The sequence below is a fragment of the Brenneria corticis genome (assembly GCF_003115855.1).
Taxonomy (GTDB): domain Bacteria; phylum Pseudomonadota; class Gammaproteobacteria; order Enterobacterales; family Enterobacteriaceae; genus Brenneria; species Brenneria corticis.
This window is the reverse complement of record NZ_KZ819071.1, coordinates 50796-65869: the sequence shown is the minus strand read 5'-3', so window position 1 is coordinate 65869 and position 15074 is coordinate 50796. Positions and strand designations below refer to the sequence as shown.

The window sequence follows — 15074 nt, the reverse complement described above, 5'->3', positions numbered from 1 at the left end:
AATACCTGCCAAAATCCTGTTATACCCGCACGGCGGGTCTAAGTGCAAATTATGGCGTTAATCAGGCTTTTGGCTGTTGATCCAGGGGGGCGAAAGTAAAGTCGCCGCGCGGCTGGGACGATTTTGTCTGCGGTCCGAACCAGCGGTCATAGATCGTTTTCGCCGTGCCCTGTTTTTCCAGGTTCAGCAGGGTTTCGTTGACTTTCTCCGTCAAACGTTCCTCGCCTTTGGGAATACCCACGCCCTGGTACTCTTTGGTGATGCTGAAAGGCGAAATTTCGAACTCGGCTTTCTGGGCATCCGGTACGTTGGCCAGCAGGCCGACAAGTTTGGCATCATCCTGGGTGATGGCCTGCACATTACCGTTACGCAGCGCGGCGAACGCCAGCGGCGTATCATCGTAAGAGATCACTTTGGCGGTGGGATAATGCTCGCGCAGGGTGATTTCCTGTACCGTACCTTTATCCGCGCCGATACGCAGCGCTTTAATGTCTTCCGGAGTTTTCAGCACGCCTTTGCGGGCGATGAATTTTTGTCCGGTGGCAAAATAAGGAATACTGAAGTTTACCTGCTTGGCGCGTTCATCGGTAATGGTGAAGTTCGCGGCAATCAGGTCCACTTTTTTGGAGCTTAACAGCGGAATACGGTTAGCGGGGTTAGTGGCGCGCAGTTCCACCTTCACCCCCAGCGCCTTACCAATTTCTTCTGCGATATCCACATCGTAACCCACCAGCTTTTTGCTTTGCGGATCAACGAAACCGAACGGCGGATTGCTGTCGAATACCGCTATTTTAACCACGCCCGCCTTTTGAATATCATCCAGCTTATCCGCCTGCGCCATTCCGGAAACGGACGCCAGACCCGCCAGCAACGCCAATGCCACGATACGATTCTTCATTCCCTGCCCCTAACCAGTTAACATATTGATTGTAGGCTATCAGCGGGGCTAAAAAGCGCGAAATAACATAAACAGCTATAATATAACCTTATGTTACATGTGGTTTATGACGACAGACCGCCAGCCGTTGCTTATCGAGATAGGTTTTTATAATTTTTCATCGGTAGTGGGCGATCTTTCCCTTATTTAATTGCCAAAAATACCTTAATGGCGCAATTATTATCCTTATGCGTTATCAGGCGCCCAGAGGAAACCCGCCATGAAAGCCAAATCCCCCATCGTTACTCCTCCCGCGGAGGAGAAGAAATCCTATGAGCTGGATCGCTTCGATACGGCCATCCTGCGGCTTTTGCAGGCGGACGCCTCGCTATCCAACGTGGCGCTGGCGGAAAAAGTCAATCTCAGCCCGCCGGCCTGTTTGCGCCGCGTTGAACGGCTGAAACAGATCGGTCTGATTAAACAGGTGGTGGCGTTGCTTGATCCACAGGCGCTTAACGCCGGTCTGGTGGTATTAATCGGGGTGGTGCTGGATCGCTCGACGCCAAGCTCGTTTAAGGATTTCGAAGCGTCGGTGCAGCGGATCAGCGGCTGTATGGAGTGCCATGTGGTCACCGGCGAGTTCGATTATATTTTGAAGATCCGTACTAAAGATAATCAGAGCTTTAACCGGCTGCACGCCGAACAGCTGCTTTTTCTGCCCGGCGTGCGCCAGATCCGCTCCTTTATCGGGCTGCGGGAAGTGCTTTCCACCACCCAGCTGACGTTCTGAAGTGGAAATACACGCAGGTTGACGACAAAATCCTAACGGATCAAACCGTCATGACCTATACCACCAGTGGTCACCCCCGCGGCAATCACCTCCGTCATCCCCGCGGAACTAGGCGGGGATCTGCTCTCGCTGGCGGTTCGGTGTTGCTGAGATCCCCGCTTTCGCGAGGATGACGACCATAAGATTACCTGGCTGTCCAGAACCCACCCGCGGGCACAATACTGTCCGTCAGCCGTTACGGAAAATATAGCTGTAGGCGCTCAGCGCCGGGGCGCCGCCCAGATGGGCGTAGAGCACTTTCGAGCCTTTGGGGAATTCACCGTTGCGGATCATACCGATCATCCCCTGCATGGATTTGCCTTCATACACCGGATCGGTCATCACCCCTTCCAGACGGGCGCACAAGCGAATGGCTTCCAGCGTGCCCTCGCTCGGCAGACCGTATTCCGGCCCGCCGTAGCGGGTATCCAGCACCACGTCTTCTTCGGTGATCTCCCGGCCCAGCTCCACCAGATTTGCCGTGTTCTGCGCAATACGCAGGATCTGCGCCTTGGTTTTTTCCGGTTTCGCCGACGCATCAATACCGATGACGTTGCGGGAGCGGCCGTCGGCGGCAAACCCGACCACCATGCCGGCCTGGGTGCTGCCGGTGACGGAACAGACCACGATGTAGTCAAACTTGAAGCCCAGCTCTTTTTCCTGCTGACGAACTTCCTCGGCGAAACCGACGAAGCCCAGACCGCCGTAAGGGTGTTCGGAACAGCCGGCCGGGATCGGGAACGGTTTGCCGCCATTCTGCGACGCCTCTTCCATGGCGTTTTTCCAGCTTTCCCGGATGCCGATATCAAAACCGGCGGCATCCAGGCGGACATCCGCGCCCATAATGCGCGACAGCTCGATATTACCCACCCGGTCATACACCGCGTCGGCGTAATTTACCCAGTTTTCCTGCACCAGAATACATTTCATTCCCAGATGAGCGGCAACGGCGGCGACCTGACGCGTCTGGTTCGATTGAATGCCGCCGATGGAAACCAGCGTATCGCATCCCTGTTCCAAAGCCTCGGGAATAAGGTATTCCAGTTTACGGGTTTTATTGCCGCCAAACGCCAGGCCGCTATTACAATCTTCGCGCTTGGCATATATTTCCACCTCTCCCCCTAAATATTCGCTGAGTCTTTTCATCGGCGTAATCGGGGAAGGGCCAAAAGTTAATGGATAACGTGGAAATTTCTCCAGATTCATAATAACGCTCCGCTAAATAATAAGGAATGGTAGCCGCAGGTTGTCAATATTCCATTGAGAAATACCGTCATCCCATAGCCATCATATTACCCATAAACGGATGAGTTTAAATTGCTAAATTTATTAAAATTTATCCTTTAAATTTCAAAAACCCGCCAAAACCAATCCTTTATCTTAAAAAAACTGCCTCATAACGAAATAAAATTAACCGCTACGGCAGCACCATCCCCTCCGGCGGCAGAGGCAGGGTAGTCTTATAGCGCACCTGCTTGAGCGCAAAGCTGGATCGGATATTGGCCACCCCGGGAATACGGGTCAGATGATTGAGGATAAAACTCTCTATCTCATTGATATTTTTAACCAAAACCCGCAGAAGATAGTCCGCGTCTCCGGTCATCAGATAGCACTCCATCACTTCCGGACGCTCGGCGATGGCCTGTTCGAAGCGTTGCAGCACCTCTTCCACCTGGCGGTCGAGGCTGACGTGGATAAACACGTTTACGTGCAGCCCAAGCCGCTGCGGCGAAAGCAGCGTGACCTGCTGGCGGATAAGCCCAAGCTCCTCCAGCGCTTTCACCCGGTTAAAACAGGGCGTGGTGGAAAGATTGACCGCTTTCGCCAATTCAGCATGGGTGACCTTGGCATTTTCCTGTAGCTTATTGAGGATGCTGATATCGGTTTTATCCAGTTTACGCATAAAAGAAAACCTTTCCTGTTAATTACCACTCGATGGGAAAAATCGCCCTGGCAACAAAAATATCACCGTTAATAAGGGAAAAAATTTCCGTCAGAAAAATAATAAACTGGTTTTATCCAGTCACTGTCCGTAAAGAAAATATAAAATGATTTTTCCCTCATTAAGAAATAAGAAAATAGTCTGGCTGAAAGATAAATCGGCCGGCGCATTATCGCTGCGCCAGGCTGGGGGAATTATGCTGCTTTTGCTGGCGATCCTGATTTGGGGCGCCAACTGGCCGGTAATGAAACTCGGACTGGAACATATTACGCCGCTGTGGTTTTCCGCGCTGCGTTTCACGCTGGGCGGACTCTGCCTGTTCCTTATCCAGATCGTCACCGGTACGCTGAAGCTGCCGCAACGCCGCGATATTCCCCTGCTATTCAGCGTCGGCCTGCTCCAGATGCTGACGTTCACCGCGCTGGGCGCCATCGCCATGGTGGCGATCCCCGCCGGTCGTTCCGCCATTCTGGCCTACACCACGCCATTATGGGTTCTGCCGGGCGCCATTCTGCTCTTCAGACAACGCGTAACCCGTCAGGAGCTGGTCGGCTCGCTGCTGGGGATCGCCGGGGTCGCCATGCTGTTTAACCCGCTGACGCTGGACTGGGCGGACAGCGACGCGCTGCGCGCCAATGCCATGCTGCTGATCGCCTCATTCTGCTGGGCCATCTGCATCCTGCATCTGCGCCACCACCGCGGCGCGTCCAGCGCCTATCATCTGGCGCCCTGGCAGATGCTGATCGCCGCCGTGCCGCTGATTATCATCGCCTGGTATAAAGAAGGGCCGTACACCGGGGATAACTCGCTGCGCCTGTGGGAAATATCGCTGTTTGTCGGCCCGCTCGCCACCGCCTTCTGTTTCTGCGCCGTCAATACCGCCAGCCAGTGGATCTCCAGCACCAGCATGGCGTCCTCCATGCTGGGCGTGCCGGTCGTCGGGCTGATTATCTCGATTCTGTTGCTGAATGAGGCGTTAACCCCGGGGCTGATTATTGGCGTTACGGCCATTATCGCCGGCATGCTGATCGTCACGCTGGCCAGGCCTTGCCCCGCGCAGCGCTGACCTCCCGGCGCTAGTCGCCCGGCGCGCAATGCGGGGCCGCATCACCCTAAAACCGCGTACTCCCGGCGAAACTGCGCATCCTGTATCGTCAGCTCATCACGTAAAAACTCGACGAAATCTTTCAGCGCCGCGGTGGTCGCCTTGCCGACCTCGGCCTGGATCTGCAGGGTGCGCTGGCCCAGCTGCTCCATATTGATCGACTTCACCTGCAAACCGTCGCGGCGGGCGCTGTACAACACGGAAAAATGGCTGCATATGGCGATGGCGTCCGGCGTATCGAGCAAAAAGGCGTACAGGGTGGAGAAATGATTGCTGGTGAATACCGGATCGATGAAAACGCCGTTCATCCGGCATGAAAGATCAAAAAGCTGGCGCACCGTGGCCGCCTGATCGGGCAGCACGATGGGGTAGGTATTCAGGTCGTCGAGCTGAAAATCCCTTGACGCCAGCGGGTGATCCGCTTTCATCACCGCCATAAAGGGCGCGGAAAAAGAGGCGATAACCTGAACGCCGTGTTCCGGCGCCAGGCTGAACTTCAGCGCCACATCGCATTCGCCGTTGCGAACCAGCTCGGGCACCTGTCTGGCGCTGCCCACCGTCAGCACAAAGTTGACCGCCGCATGCCGCTGCCTGAACTGCGCCATCAGGGTCGGCAGCAGATTAAAGCCGATGCCGTCGGTGCAGACCACGCGGATGGTGGTCTGGCGCGCCGATTGCAACCCTTCTATTTCGGCGATCGCCAGCTCCATATCCGCCACGCTGCGCCGCACGTGATTTTCCAGAATATGCCCGGCGTCATTCAGTATCATGCCCCGGGCATGGCGCTCGAACAAAGGGACGCCCAGCCGGGCCTCCAGCCGCTGGATCTGCCTGCTGATGGCTGAAACGGCAACAAATAGCTGCTGGCTGGCGGCGCTCAGCGAACCGCTATTGGCCACCGCCATAAAGTAACGAATTTCGTTGCTGTGCATCGGCCCTCCTGCGCTTTTACGCTTATACCGTTTCCGCCGACTGCGATTTCTGTAGCTGTGAACGCAGACGGACGATATCCGCTCCCTGTTCGGCCAGATCCCACAGCAGACCGGTCATGATTTTAAGGGCTTCCAGCGTCGTATCCGCCAGAATATGCTCATTGGGCGCGTGCTGCGAACAGGCCGGATAGGAGTGCGGCACCCACAGCGTCGGCAAGCCCAGCGTTTCCGAGAAGCAGGCGTTCGGCAACCCGCCGCCGAAGTTCGGCAGCACCGCGGTTTTGACGCCGGACGTGCGGGTTATCGACTCCTTCCCCCATTCCACCCACAAATCATTGGGATCGAGCCGGGTGGCGGCGTAATGGCTGACGGCGTTAACCATCTCCACGTCGGCGAATCCGTTGTCATCCAGATGACGGCGGATATGGCGGCCGAAGTTCGCCACGTCGCTGCCCACCACGTAGCGCATATGGCAATGCGCGTCGGCCCGCGGCGGAATGGCGTGGGCGGGCTTGTGCGGATTACCGGTGACGAACGCCAGCACGTCCAGAGTATTCCAGCCATAAAGTTTCTCCGCCGCCGTCAGCCCCGGCTCTCCCCATTCGGGATCGATAGCCGGGTCCGTCGCTCCGCCGCCCAGTTCGATATCCGCAAGAATATGACGCATGGTCGCGGATATCGCCGGCGGCCGCAGTCCCGGCACCAGAATACGACCGCGGGCGTCCACCATGCCGGCAAGGGCATGGGCCAGACGGATGCCGGGGTTGCTCAACAGCCCGCCCCAGTTGCCGGAATGGTGCGCCCCTTCGCGCGCCTCCACCCGCAGTTCAAAATTGAACACCCCGCGCGATCCCAGAAACAGGGTCGGACGGGCGGCGGATATCCGCGGCCCGTCGGAGGCGATAAACAGATCGGCGCTCAGCCAGTCGCGGTATTGCGCGCAAACCTCGTTCAGCCCCGGCGAGCCGTCCTCTTCCCCCATCTCCAGAATGATTTTCACGTTGTAGCCAAGGTGGCCGTCGCGCGCCTTCAGCACCTGCTCCAGCGCCGCCAGGTTGATGGTGTGCTGCCCTTTGTTGTCGGCGGTGCCGCGCCCATACCAGCGGTTGCCGTCCTCAACCAGCTCCCACGGCGATAGCCCCTCCCGCCACTGGTCGTCATAGCCGCGCACCACATCGCCGTGGCCGTAGGTTAACAGCGTCAGCGCGGCCTCAGGCTCCATGCGCCGCGCCAGCAAAAAGGGGCCTTTGCCGCCGACCGGGTTCTCCACGATCAGGTATTCGAACCCCAACGCCTGCAACGCGGGTATCATCTCATCCGTCAGGTAGGACAGCAGAACGGGCTCGCTGTCGGCATTCTGGCTTTCCGTGCGGTATGCCACCCGGCGCGCCAGGGTTTGGGTAAATTCGCCGGAAGTAAAATAATCCACGGTTGCCTGGATACTCTTTTCACGCGTCATCGTCACTCTGTCCTCTGTTATCCGATATTCAGTGCCGACAGTGGAACGGCTGCCTGTCGGCGCGTTATGCGTTCGTTGCGGTTACTGCGCTTCGATATCCGGAATGCCCAGCCCCGGCTCCGGCGTCAGCACCGACGCCAACAGCGATTTGGTATAAGGATGCCGCGGCGCGTGGAAAATCTGCTCGCGCGTGCCCTGTTCGACAATCGACCCTCTCTGCATTACCGCCACATGATCCACCAGATGCTCCACCACCGACAGGTTGTGGCTGATAAGCAGGTAGGTCAAGCCGAACTCCTGTTTAAGCGCCAGCAGCAGATTGAGGATCTGCGCCTGGACGGACACATCCAGCGCCGACGTCGGCTCGTCGCAGATCAGAATGTCGGGACGCATAATCAGCGCCCGGGCGATCGCCACCCGCTGGCGCTGGCCGCCGGAAAGCTGGCCTGGATACTGGCTGTGCGTCCGGGCGGGCATGCCGACCACGTCCAGCATTTCCCTGACGCGCGCTTTGCGCTCATCGGGCGTGCCGATACCGTGCAGACGCAACGCCACCTCCACAATATCCGCGACGGTGCGTCGCGGGTTGAGCGACGAGTAGGGATCCTGAAAAATGGGCTGAATGCGCGACGCCATCTCCTTGCGCTTGCCGGAGTCGATTTCACGGCCTTCGATCAGCACGTTGCCGGAAGTCGGCGGCAGCAGGCCCAGCAGCATTTTGGCCAGCGTGCTTTTGCCGCATCCGGATTCCCCCACCAGCCCCAGCGTTTCTCCCCGCCGGATACGCAGGGAAACATCATTTACCGCCCGGATCTCGCCCGCGCGGGTAAACAGACCGCGATTAAGACGAAAAACCCGCGATAGGGAACACAGCTCCAGCGCGATATCATCATTGCCCGGAATATGCGTCGGCAACGCCGACGTCGCCGCACTAGGGTTCAGGCTCTGGCTCATGCGACCTCCGCATCCCGTACCGGCAAGGCCCGCAGGCAGCGAACCGCGTGCCGCTCCGTTACATTGACATACGGCGTTTCCTGGCGACAGGCATCGGTACAGTGGGAACAGCGATTACTGAACGCGCAGCCCTGCTGCACGCCGATCAGACTGGGCACCACACCGGGGATCGCCTTTAGCGGCTGGCCCGGTATGGTCTTGCCCTGTATCGGAATGCAGTCGAGCAGGGCCTGGGTATAGGGATGCTGCGGCTGGTTAAATAACGCCATCACCGGGGCGGTTTCCACAATCTGCCCGGCGTACATCACCGCCACCCGATCGGCGATACGCGCCACCACCCCCAAATCATGGGTGATGAAAATCACCGCCATGCCGAACTCCCGCTGCAGTTCGCGCAGCATGCGCAGGATCTGCGCCTGAATGGTGACGTCCAGCGCGGTGGTCGGTTCGTCGGCGATAATCAGCTCCGGCTCGCACATCAGCGCCATGGCGATCATGATGCGCTGGCGCAGGCCGCCGGAAAGCTGGTGGGGATACTGATTCAGACGCTCGGCGGCCATGGGGATGCCCACGCGCTCCATCAGATAAACCGCCCGTTCGCGGGCCTGCGCCAGGGAAACCCTGCGGTGCGCCAGGAGCGTTTCGCACAGTTGATTGCCCAGCGTGAACGAGGGATTCAGCGAGGTCATCGGCTCCTGAAAAATCATCGACATCTGGTCGCCGCGCAGCGCGGTAATGTCGCGCTTTTTCAGCGACTGCAACTCGGTGCCTTTGAAGAGCATATGGTCCGCGGTGCGTACCGCCTTGCGCGGCAGCAGATCCATCAGCGCCAGCGACGTCATCGACTTGCCGCAGCCGGACTCGCCCACCAGGCACAGCATTTCCCCGCGCCGTACCGAAAAATCCAGCCCGCGCACCGCATGCAGCGTACCGCGGGACGTGGGGAGATCGACCCGCAGGTTTTTTACATCCAGCAAAATGTCGTTATTCATGGCCTTTTCCTCAGTTACGTCCGTCCAGCGCGGTAATGTCGCGCAGGCCGTCTCCCACCAGATTGATCCCCAGCACCAGAACGGCCAGCACAATGCCGGGGATCAGGATGACCCAGGGTTGAAAGAACATGTACGCCTTGCCTTCCGCCACCATCAGCCCCCATGACGGCATCGGCGGCTGTACGCCCAGCCCGAGGAAAGAGAGCGTGGCCTCCAGCAGAATGGCGTGGGCGATTTCCAGCGTCGCCACCACCGTCAGCGGGCCAAGCAGATTGGGCAGGATTTCGCGCAGCATAATGAACAGCGAGGAGGCGCCCAGCGTCTTGGCGGCGGCGATAAACTCCGCCTCGCGCAGCTGGCGGGTAACCGAGCGGGACACAATCAGAAAGCGATCCCACAGCAGTAACCCGAGCAGCAGGATCACCACTTTCACCGAGCCGCCCACCAGCGAAGCGGTCGCCAGCGCCACCAGGATGATCGGCATGGACAGGCGGACCGTCAGGATATAGCTGACCAGCGCATCCACCCGCCCGCCGAAATAGCCGGCCAGCACCCCCAGCGTGATGCCGATAAAACCGGCCACCAGCACCGAAACCAGACCGATGGTTAACGACACCCTGGCCCCGAACAGCAGCCGGCTCAGATAGTCGCGCCCCAGCTTGTCGGTGCCCAGAATATGTTCCCAACCGCCTTTTTCATGCCATACCGGCGGTATCAGACGCCGGCTCACATCCTGCGCGTAGGGATCGTGCGGGCTGATTAACGGCGCAAGGACGGCCGCCAGCACAATCACCGCCAGAATAGTCAGGCCGAGCGTCATGCTGTGATGGCCGAGAACGCTGCCGAGCCACTTGCGCCAGGGCGCGGGCTCCGCAATCAGCCCCGCTTCGGGCATCGGCGCCTTGGCCGCCAGCGCGGAAGAGAGTGATGAAGAGGTTTTCATGGAAGCTCCCTATGAGGTACGCAGACGCGGGTCGAGCGCCGCATTAAGGACATCGGCCAGAAAGGTCAGCCCGATATAAAACACCGAGATAATCAGTACGATGGCCTGCACCACGGGAAAGTCGTTGCGGGAAATGGAATCCCACGCCAGTTGCCCCAATCCCTGCAGGGCAAACACCGACTCAATCACCACCGAGCCGCCCAGCATAAAGCCCAGTTCCACCGTCGCCAGCGCCACCACCGGAATAATGGCGTTACGCAGACCGTGCTTGACGATGACCCGGAAGGCGCTCAGCCCCTTGGCCCGCGCGGTGCGGACATAGTCCGAGCCCAGCACGTCCAGCATGCCGGAGCGCGTCAGGCGCATCAGCGACGGCATGGCGTAATAACCAAGGGCGATCGCCGGCAACACAAAGTTCTGCCAGCTGCCGTTTCCCGCCACCGGCAGCCATTTCAGACCCACGGCAAAGACGACGATCAGCAGCAGGGCAAACCAGAAATTCGGCATCGCCTGTCCGATAACGGAAATAAAGATGGAACATCTGTCGATCCAGGTATCGCGGAACACCGCGGCCAGCACCCCGAGAGGAATCGCCACCACCAGCGCCAGCAGCAGGGAAACCGCCCCCAGCTTCAGCGTAATGGGCATTCTCTGGCCTACCAGTTCCATCACCGTATTTTCAAAATAGAACGAGCGGCCGAAATCGAGATGCAGCGCCGACCACATCCAGTGCGCGAACTGCGTGGTTAACGGCTGATCCAGCCCATACTGCACCCGAATACGCTCGACCACCTCGGCCGTGGCGTCCGGTCCGGCAATCGCCGCCGCCAGATCGCCGGAAAGATGCAGGAGAGAGAAACTGACGATCGCCACGGTAAACAGCACCGCCAGCGCCACGAGCAGCCGATGCAACATATAGATAATCATGAGCTGTTCCTCATTCTCACCGGATATCGGGGGGAATCGATAACGCTGCCGATTCCCAGGGCCTGTTACTTCCAGCTCGCCAGCGCGAAGCGCGGCAGCTCATCCGGCCAGCTGTCAAAGTTCAGGTCGGAGGTAAAGGCATAGTTGGTTGAATAGGAAAACAGCGGCGCCAGATACGCCTGGGAAGAAATGCGCCCCAGCACGTCCGCATACAGGGCGCTGCGCTGTTTGGTATCGATGGTTTCATCGGCCTTGGCCAGCAGGCCGGTGACCTCCGCGTCTTTCCAGATATCATCCCCCTTGCCGCCGAAATAAGGGGTGACGAAAGCGGAGGCATCGTTGATGGAATAAGAGCCCCAGGTTCGCACCGCCAGCGGCGCCTTGCCGGAAATCAAATCGGCCGCCAGCACCGAGTACTGCACATAATGCAGCCGGGCATTGATGCCGACCTTGCGCAGATCGCCGATAATGGCCTCGGCGTAGTCCCGTTCGCGATAGGCCCAGATATCGGTATCAAAACCGTTGGGGTAGCCGGCCTCCGCCAGTAACCGTTTGGCTTTTTCCGGGTCGTACTCATATTTGATCACTTTGCTGGTGTTACAGGCGGTCTGGGCGGAGAAACAGGCGGAATAGACCGGCTGGCTGCCGCCGCGCACCAGATTATCCACCATCCCCTGGCGGTTGATGGCGTGGTTCACCGCCTGACGGACGCGCAGATCCTTGAACGGCTCCCCGCCCGGCCCGCCGGCGTTGGTGTTCAGCGCCAGAAAGCCGATGCGCATGGTTTCGCCGCTTTTCACCGCGATATTCGGCATGGTTTCCAGCGAGGCGATCTGATCCGCCGGCACGCGCCAGATCCAGTCAACCTGACCGGTCATCAGCTGCGCCAGCCGGGTTTCCGGATCGCGGATCACCACAAACTGCAGCTTGCCGATTTTGGGTTGTCCAATCGGGCTTTCCTTAAAGTAAGAGGCATTTCTTTCCATGGCGACCCCCTGCGCCGGCGTCACGCTGGTGACCTTATAAGGGCCGGTGCCAATCGGGGCTTTACTGAAGCCGGCCAGCTTAACCTGCTGGAAGTATTTGGCGGGAAAGATCGGCGTCGGACCGGACAAATATTCCAGCGCCGCCGGGAACGGTTTTTCCAGATGCAGTTTTACCGTGTAGTCATCGACCTTTTCGGTTTCCTTTATCCAGTTGACGCTCTGGGGCATCACGGAATCGGTATTATCGCCGGCAATATTAGTGAAGGTGTAAACCACGTCATCGGCGGTAAAATCATCGCCGTTATGGAATTTAATCCCTTTGCGCAAATGCAGAACCAGTATTTCCGGCGAATCCCATTCCCACGAGGCGGCCAGCTGGGGTTCATATTCGCCGGTTTTGGGATCGCGATAGATCAGCCGGTCCCACACCAGGTTGGAAATAATCACCCCTTCGCGCAGGGTATTATGATAAGGGCTGATATTCTCCACCTCGTTGTCCGAGGCATACACCAGAGTATCGTTCTGCTTGCCCGCATAGCCGTATGAAGCACATCCCATCAGTAATGCAGATAAAGCGTATTGTTGTATCCGTCTTGCCAGGGAACGAGTCATGCTATTTCTCCACGCCGTTAATGAATAAACCATGCTGAATACCCACGGTGTAATCATTGCAAGAGTGAAGCCAATAGCGGATTTATAACCTTACAGATTTTAGGTAAGTGATTTCTAAAAATGAGAAACCGTAGACGTGGCGTGCACTATTTTTGAATACTGCGGCTGAGAAATTAAGTTACGTTTTTCGTATAAGCGTTTCATCTAGATAATTAGCGCGCTAATAGTGCGGGGATGCTCTTTTTTTGCACTATTTAAAAGCAACAACGGAGAGCAAGCTATTCAATCACCAGTTTTACTCGCTTACCAATTTTCCCCGCCATTCCAACCAAAGAATCAAGGGTAAACTTCTCTGTTTTTTGATTCACGACATCAGATATGCGAGGACGGGAAACATGCAAAACGTTTGCAGCCTCAGATTGGCGGTATCCTTGCGATTTTATCCAGGCAGCTATTGAAGCCATCAGCGCTTTCTTCATAGCCAAAGCCTGTTCAATTTCTTTATCGGACTCTGATAGCAATGCTTCCGCTTTCTCTGCGGAAAAGCCGAGATCTGAAAAAATATTATCGGTCGCCGCCGTGATATGACGAGACTTAACGTCGATATGATTAGTCATTTTTCCTTTCTCCGCTCAATGATTACCGCTTGATAACGTACCTTATCCCTCACGTATGTATAAAATTTTATACATCCTGCAAGGAAGCTCAATAAAAATCACCGTATTGAGAAAGGTGAAATGGAACATAGGGATAGGAGTCGATAAATTCTGCAACAGTGAACGACGGAAACAGGTGGTATTGGAACCAGGCGGGAAAAAACAGCAAGCCACATACAACAACTCAACAACGGACAATCACCATACAATTTCAACACCAAAACCACCACGGGGCGGTGTATCCCTATCCATCCCCGTGTTTTTCCTAAAACCAAGTAAAAGCAAACCCCGTTGGCAAACTACCCCTGTTTTTTACCCTCTTTCTCCACCAGCAGTTTCTCCAATGCGTCGCCGCCCAGGTGGCGGAAATCCTGACCTTTGACGAAATAGAAGATAAATTCGCAGATATTCTGGCAACGGTCGCCGATACGCTCGATGGAGCGGGCGCAGAACAGCGCCGTCAGCACGCTGGGGATGGTGCGGGAGTCTTCCATCATGTGCGTCATCAACTGACGCACAATCCCTTCGTACTCCTTATCCACCTTTTTATCTTCACGATAGATACGCACCGCCTCATCCAGATCCATCCGGGCGAACGCATCCAGCACGTCGTGCAGCATTTGCACCGTGTGGCGCCCCAGCGACTCCAGGCTGACCAGCAGCGGCTGATGCTGATGAGAAAACTTTTCCAGCGCGGTGCGGCATATCTTGTCCGCCACGTCGCCGATGCGTTCCAGCTCGGAGATGGTTTTGATGATCGCCATCACCAGACGCAGGTCGCTGGCGGTGGGCTGGCGTTTGGCGATGATGCGCACGCAGGCCTCGTCAATCGTCACTTCCATCATGTTGACTTTGGCATCCCCTTCCACCACGCGCTGCGCCAGCTCGGCATCCTGGTTATGCATCGCGGTGATGGCGTCGGTCAGTTGCTGCTCCACCAGCCCGCCCATGGTCAACACCTGGGTGCGGATATGTTCCAGCTCGGCGTTGAACTGCCCGGAAATATGTTTGTTCAGATTCAGATTTTCCATGATGCTTCCCGTAATCAACCGTAGCGGCCGGTGATGTAATCTTCGGTCTGTTTCTGCCGTGGCGCAGTGAACAGGGTGTCGGTATCGCTGAATTCGATCAGTTCACCCAGATACATAAACGCCGTATGGTCCGAACAACGCGCGGCCTGCTGCATATTGTGGGTGACGATGACCACGGTGTAATCTTTTTTCAGCTCGGAAATCAGCTCTTCAATTCTGCCGGTGGAGATAGGATCCAGGGCGGAGCAGGGCTCATCCAGCAGCAGCACGTCGGGACGGATGGCGATGCCGCGCGCGATGCACAAGCGCTGCTGCTGACCGCCCGACAGGCTGTAACCGCTCTGGTGCAGCTTGTCTTTGGTTTCGTGCCACAGCGCCGCTTTGGTCAGCGCCCACTGCACCCGTTCATCCATATCCGCGCGCGATAATTTTTCAAACAAGCGTACGCCGAAAGCGATGTTGTCGTAAATGGACATCGGAAACGGCGTCGGCTTCTGGAAAACCATCCCCACCTTGGCCCTCAGCAGCGCGATATCCTGTTTATCGGTCAGGATATTATTGCCATCAAGCAGAATATCGCCTTCGGCGCGCTGCTCCGGATAGAGCTGATACATTTTATTCAGGGTACGCAGTAACGTGGACTTGCCGCAGCCCGACGGGCCGATAAAGGCGGTAACCTGATTGGCGGCAATATCTAGCGTGATATCCTTTAGCGCATGGAATTTCCCATAATAGAAATTCAGATTGCGAACCTGGATTTTACTGGTGGATGTCTCAGTAGCCATACTCATCAAGACTTCTCTCTTTTACACGGGCGCTGCAAGGCAAC

The 15074-nt window shown here is 57.1% G+C and carries 15 protein-coding genes; 2 read left to right on the top strand and 13 right to left on the bottom strand.

The genetic code is table 11. From position 1 onward, the window contains the following. Positions 1-61: 61 nt before the first annotated feature. The gene (locus DDT56_RS00330) at positions 62-898 is read right to left on the bottom strand and encodes an ABC transporter substrate-binding protein (RefSeq protein ID WP_009115095.1); all 837 of its coding nucleotides are present in this window, start codon (positions 896-898) and stop codon (positions 62-64) included. Positions 899-1157: 259 nt separating this feature from the next. Between DDT56_RS00330 and DDT56_RS00325 the strand changes: the two genes are divergently transcribed. Beyond that, complete coding sequence (locus DDT56_RS00325; RefSeq protein WP_136164535.1) at positions 1158-1667, top strand: Lrp/AsnC family transcriptional regulator; 510 nt, start codon at positions 1158-1160, stop codon at positions 1665-1667. Between the two features lie 228 nt (positions 1668-1895). Here DDT56_RS00325 and DDT56_RS00320 read toward each other — a convergent pair whose 3' ends face one another. Both DDT56_RS00320 and DDT56_RS00315 read right to left on the bottom strand, forming a co-directional pair. Further along, positions 1896-2912 carry a 1-aminocyclopropane-1-carboxylate deaminase gene (locus DDT56_RS00320; protein ID WP_136164534.1) on the bottom strand — a complete coding sequence of 339 codons (1017 nt, stop codon included), beginning with the start codon at positions 2910-2912 and terminating at the stop codon, positions 1896-1898. A gap of 211 nt (positions 2913-3123) precedes the next feature. After that, on the bottom strand, positions 3124-3609 hold the full coding sequence (locus DDT56_RS00315; RefSeq protein ID WP_009115092.1) for an Lrp/AsnC family transcriptional regulator: 486 nt from the start codon (positions 3607-3609) through the stop codon (positions 3124-3126). A 145-nt stretch (positions 3610-3754) separates the two neighbouring features. Between DDT56_RS00315 and DDT56_RS00310 the strand changes: the two genes are divergently transcribed. Then, entirely contained in the window at positions 3755-4714 is a 960-nt protein-coding gene (locus DDT56_RS00310; RefSeq protein ID WP_136164533.1) for a DMT family transporter, read from the top strand. Positions 4715-4755: 41 nt separating this feature from the next. Here the strand turns inward: DDT56_RS00310 and DDT56_RS00305 are convergent, their stop codons facing one another. From DDT56_RS00305 to pstB, 10 genes are all read right to left on the bottom strand, one after another. Continuing rightward, a complete protein-coding gene (locus tag DDT56_RS00305; protein WP_136164532.1) occupies positions 4756-5685 on the bottom strand; it encodes a LysR family transcriptional regulator in 930 nt (309 codons plus the stop codon). A 22-nt stretch (positions 5686-5707) separates the two neighbouring features. Then, positions 5708-7144 carry a M20 family metallopeptidase gene (locus DDT56_RS00300; protein ID WP_136164531.1) on the bottom strand — a complete coding sequence of 479 codons (1437 nt, stop codon included), beginning with the start codon at positions 7142-7144 and terminating at the stop codon, positions 5708-5710. An 81-nt stretch (positions 7145-7225) separates the two neighbouring features. Beyond that, positions 7226-8098: an ATP-binding cassette domain-containing protein gene (locus tag DDT56_RS00295; RefSeq protein ID WP_136164530.1), complete on the bottom strand. Its 873-nt coding sequence runs from the start codon at positions 8096-8098 to the stop codon at positions 7226-7228. Continuing rightward, a complete protein-coding gene (locus tag DDT56_RS00290) occupies positions 8095-9090 on the bottom strand; it encodes an ABC transporter ATP-binding protein (RefSeq protein WP_136164529.1) in 996 nt (331 codons plus the stop codon). The genes DDT56_RS00295 and DDT56_RS00290 overlap by 4 nt, the downstream gene beginning before the upstream one ends. A gap of 10 nt (positions 9091-9100) precedes the next feature. Then, positions 9101-10033, bottom strand: a complete 933-nt coding sequence (locus DDT56_RS00285; RefSeq protein WP_136164528.1) for an ABC transporter permease — start codon at positions 10031-10033, stop codon at positions 9101-9103. A gap of 9 nt (positions 10034-10042) precedes the next feature. After that, positions 10043-10960, bottom strand: coding sequence for an ABC transporter permease (locus tag DDT56_RS00280; RefSeq protein ID WP_136164527.1), 918 nt, complete (start codon positions 10958-10960; stop codon positions 10043-10045). A gap of 65 nt (positions 10961-11025) precedes the next feature. Beyond that, positions 11026-12558, bottom strand: a complete 1533-nt coding sequence (locus DDT56_RS00275) for an ABC transporter substrate-binding protein (RefSeq protein WP_136164526.1) — start codon at positions 12556-12558, stop codon at positions 11026-11028. Between the two features lie 278 nt (positions 12559-12836). After that, positions 12837-13175, bottom strand: a complete 339-nt coding sequence (locus tag DDT56_RS00270) for a helix-turn-helix domain-containing protein (RefSeq protein ID WP_009115083.1) — start codon at positions 13173-13175, stop codon at positions 12837-12839. A gap of 338 nt (positions 13176-13513) precedes the next feature. Beyond that, the gene (phoU, locus tag DDT56_RS00265) at positions 13514-14245 is read right to left on the bottom strand and encodes a phosphate signaling complex protein PhoU (protein ID WP_009115081.1); all 732 of its coding nucleotides are present in this window, start codon (positions 14243-14245) and stop codon (positions 13514-13516) included. Between the two features lie 14 nt (positions 14246-14259). Further along, on the bottom strand, positions 14260-15036 hold the full coding sequence (pstB, locus tag DDT56_RS00260) for a phosphate ABC transporter ATP-binding protein PstB (protein WP_009115080.1): 777 nt from the start codon (positions 15034-15036) through the stop codon (positions 14260-14262). Between the last annotated feature and the right edge of the window lie 38 nt (positions 15037-15074).

What these genes read in the sequence shown, in the direction of transcription:
- DDT56_RS00330 (WP_009115095.1), bottom strand. Translation starts at nt 898, where the DNA reads ATGAAGAATCGTATCGTGGCATTGGCGTTGCTGGCGGGTCTGGCGTCC.
- DDT56_RS00325 (WP_136164535.1), top strand. Translation starts at nt 1,158, where the DNA reads ATGAAAGCCAAATCCCCCATCGTTACTCCTCCCGCGGAGGAGAAGAAA.
- DDT56_RS00320 (WP_136164534.1), bottom strand. Translation starts at nt 2,912, where the DNA reads ATGAATCTGGAGAAATTTCCACGTTATCCATTAACTTTTGGCCCTTCC.
- DDT56_RS00315 (WP_009115092.1), bottom strand. Translation starts at nt 3,609, where the DNA reads ATGCGTAAACTGGATAAAACCGATATCAGCATCCTCAATAAGCTACAG.
- DDT56_RS00310 (WP_136164533.1), top strand. Translation starts at nt 3,755, where the DNA reads ATGATTTTTCCCTCATTAAGAAATAAGAAAATAGTCTGGCTGAAAGAT.
- DDT56_RS00305 (WP_136164532.1), bottom strand. Translation starts at nt 5,685, where the DNA reads ATGCACAGCAACGAAATTCGTTACTTTATGGCGGTGGCCAATAGCGGT.
- DDT56_RS00300 (WP_136164531.1), bottom strand. Translation starts at nt 7,144, where the DNA reads ATGACGCGTGAAAAGAGTATCCAGGCAACCGTGGATTATTTTACTTCC.
- DDT56_RS00295 (WP_136164530.1), bottom strand. Translation starts at nt 8,098, where the DNA reads ATGAGCCAGAGCCTGAACCCTAGTGCGGCGACGTCGGCGTTGCCGACG.
- DDT56_RS00290 (WP_136164529.1), bottom strand. Translation starts at nt 9,090, where the DNA reads ATGAATAACGACATTTTGCTGGATGTAAAAAACCTGCGGGTCGATCTC.
- DDT56_RS00285 (WP_136164528.1), bottom strand. Translation starts at nt 10,033, where the DNA reads ATGAAAACCTCTTCATCACTCTCTTCCGCGCTGGCGGCCAAGGCGCCG.
- DDT56_RS00280 (WP_136164527.1), bottom strand. Translation starts at nt 10,960, where the DNA reads ATGATTATCTATATGTTGCATCGGCTGCTCGTGGCGCTGGCGGTGCTG.
- DDT56_RS00275 (WP_136164526.1), bottom strand. Translation starts at nt 12,558, where the DNA reads ATGACTCGTTCCCTGGCAAGACGGATACAACAATACGCTTTATCTGCA.
- DDT56_RS00270 (WP_009115083.1), bottom strand. Translation starts at nt 13,175, where the DNA reads ATGACTAATCATATCGACGTTAAGTCTCGTCATATCACGGCGGCGACC.
- phoU (WP_009115081.1), bottom strand. Translation starts at nt 14,245, where the DNA reads ATGGAAAATCTGAATCTGAACAAACATATTTCCGGGCAGTTCAACGCC.
- pstB (WP_009115080.1), bottom strand. Translation starts at nt 15,036, where the DNA reads ATGAGTATGGCTACTGAGACATCCACCAGTAAAATCCAGGTTCGCAAT.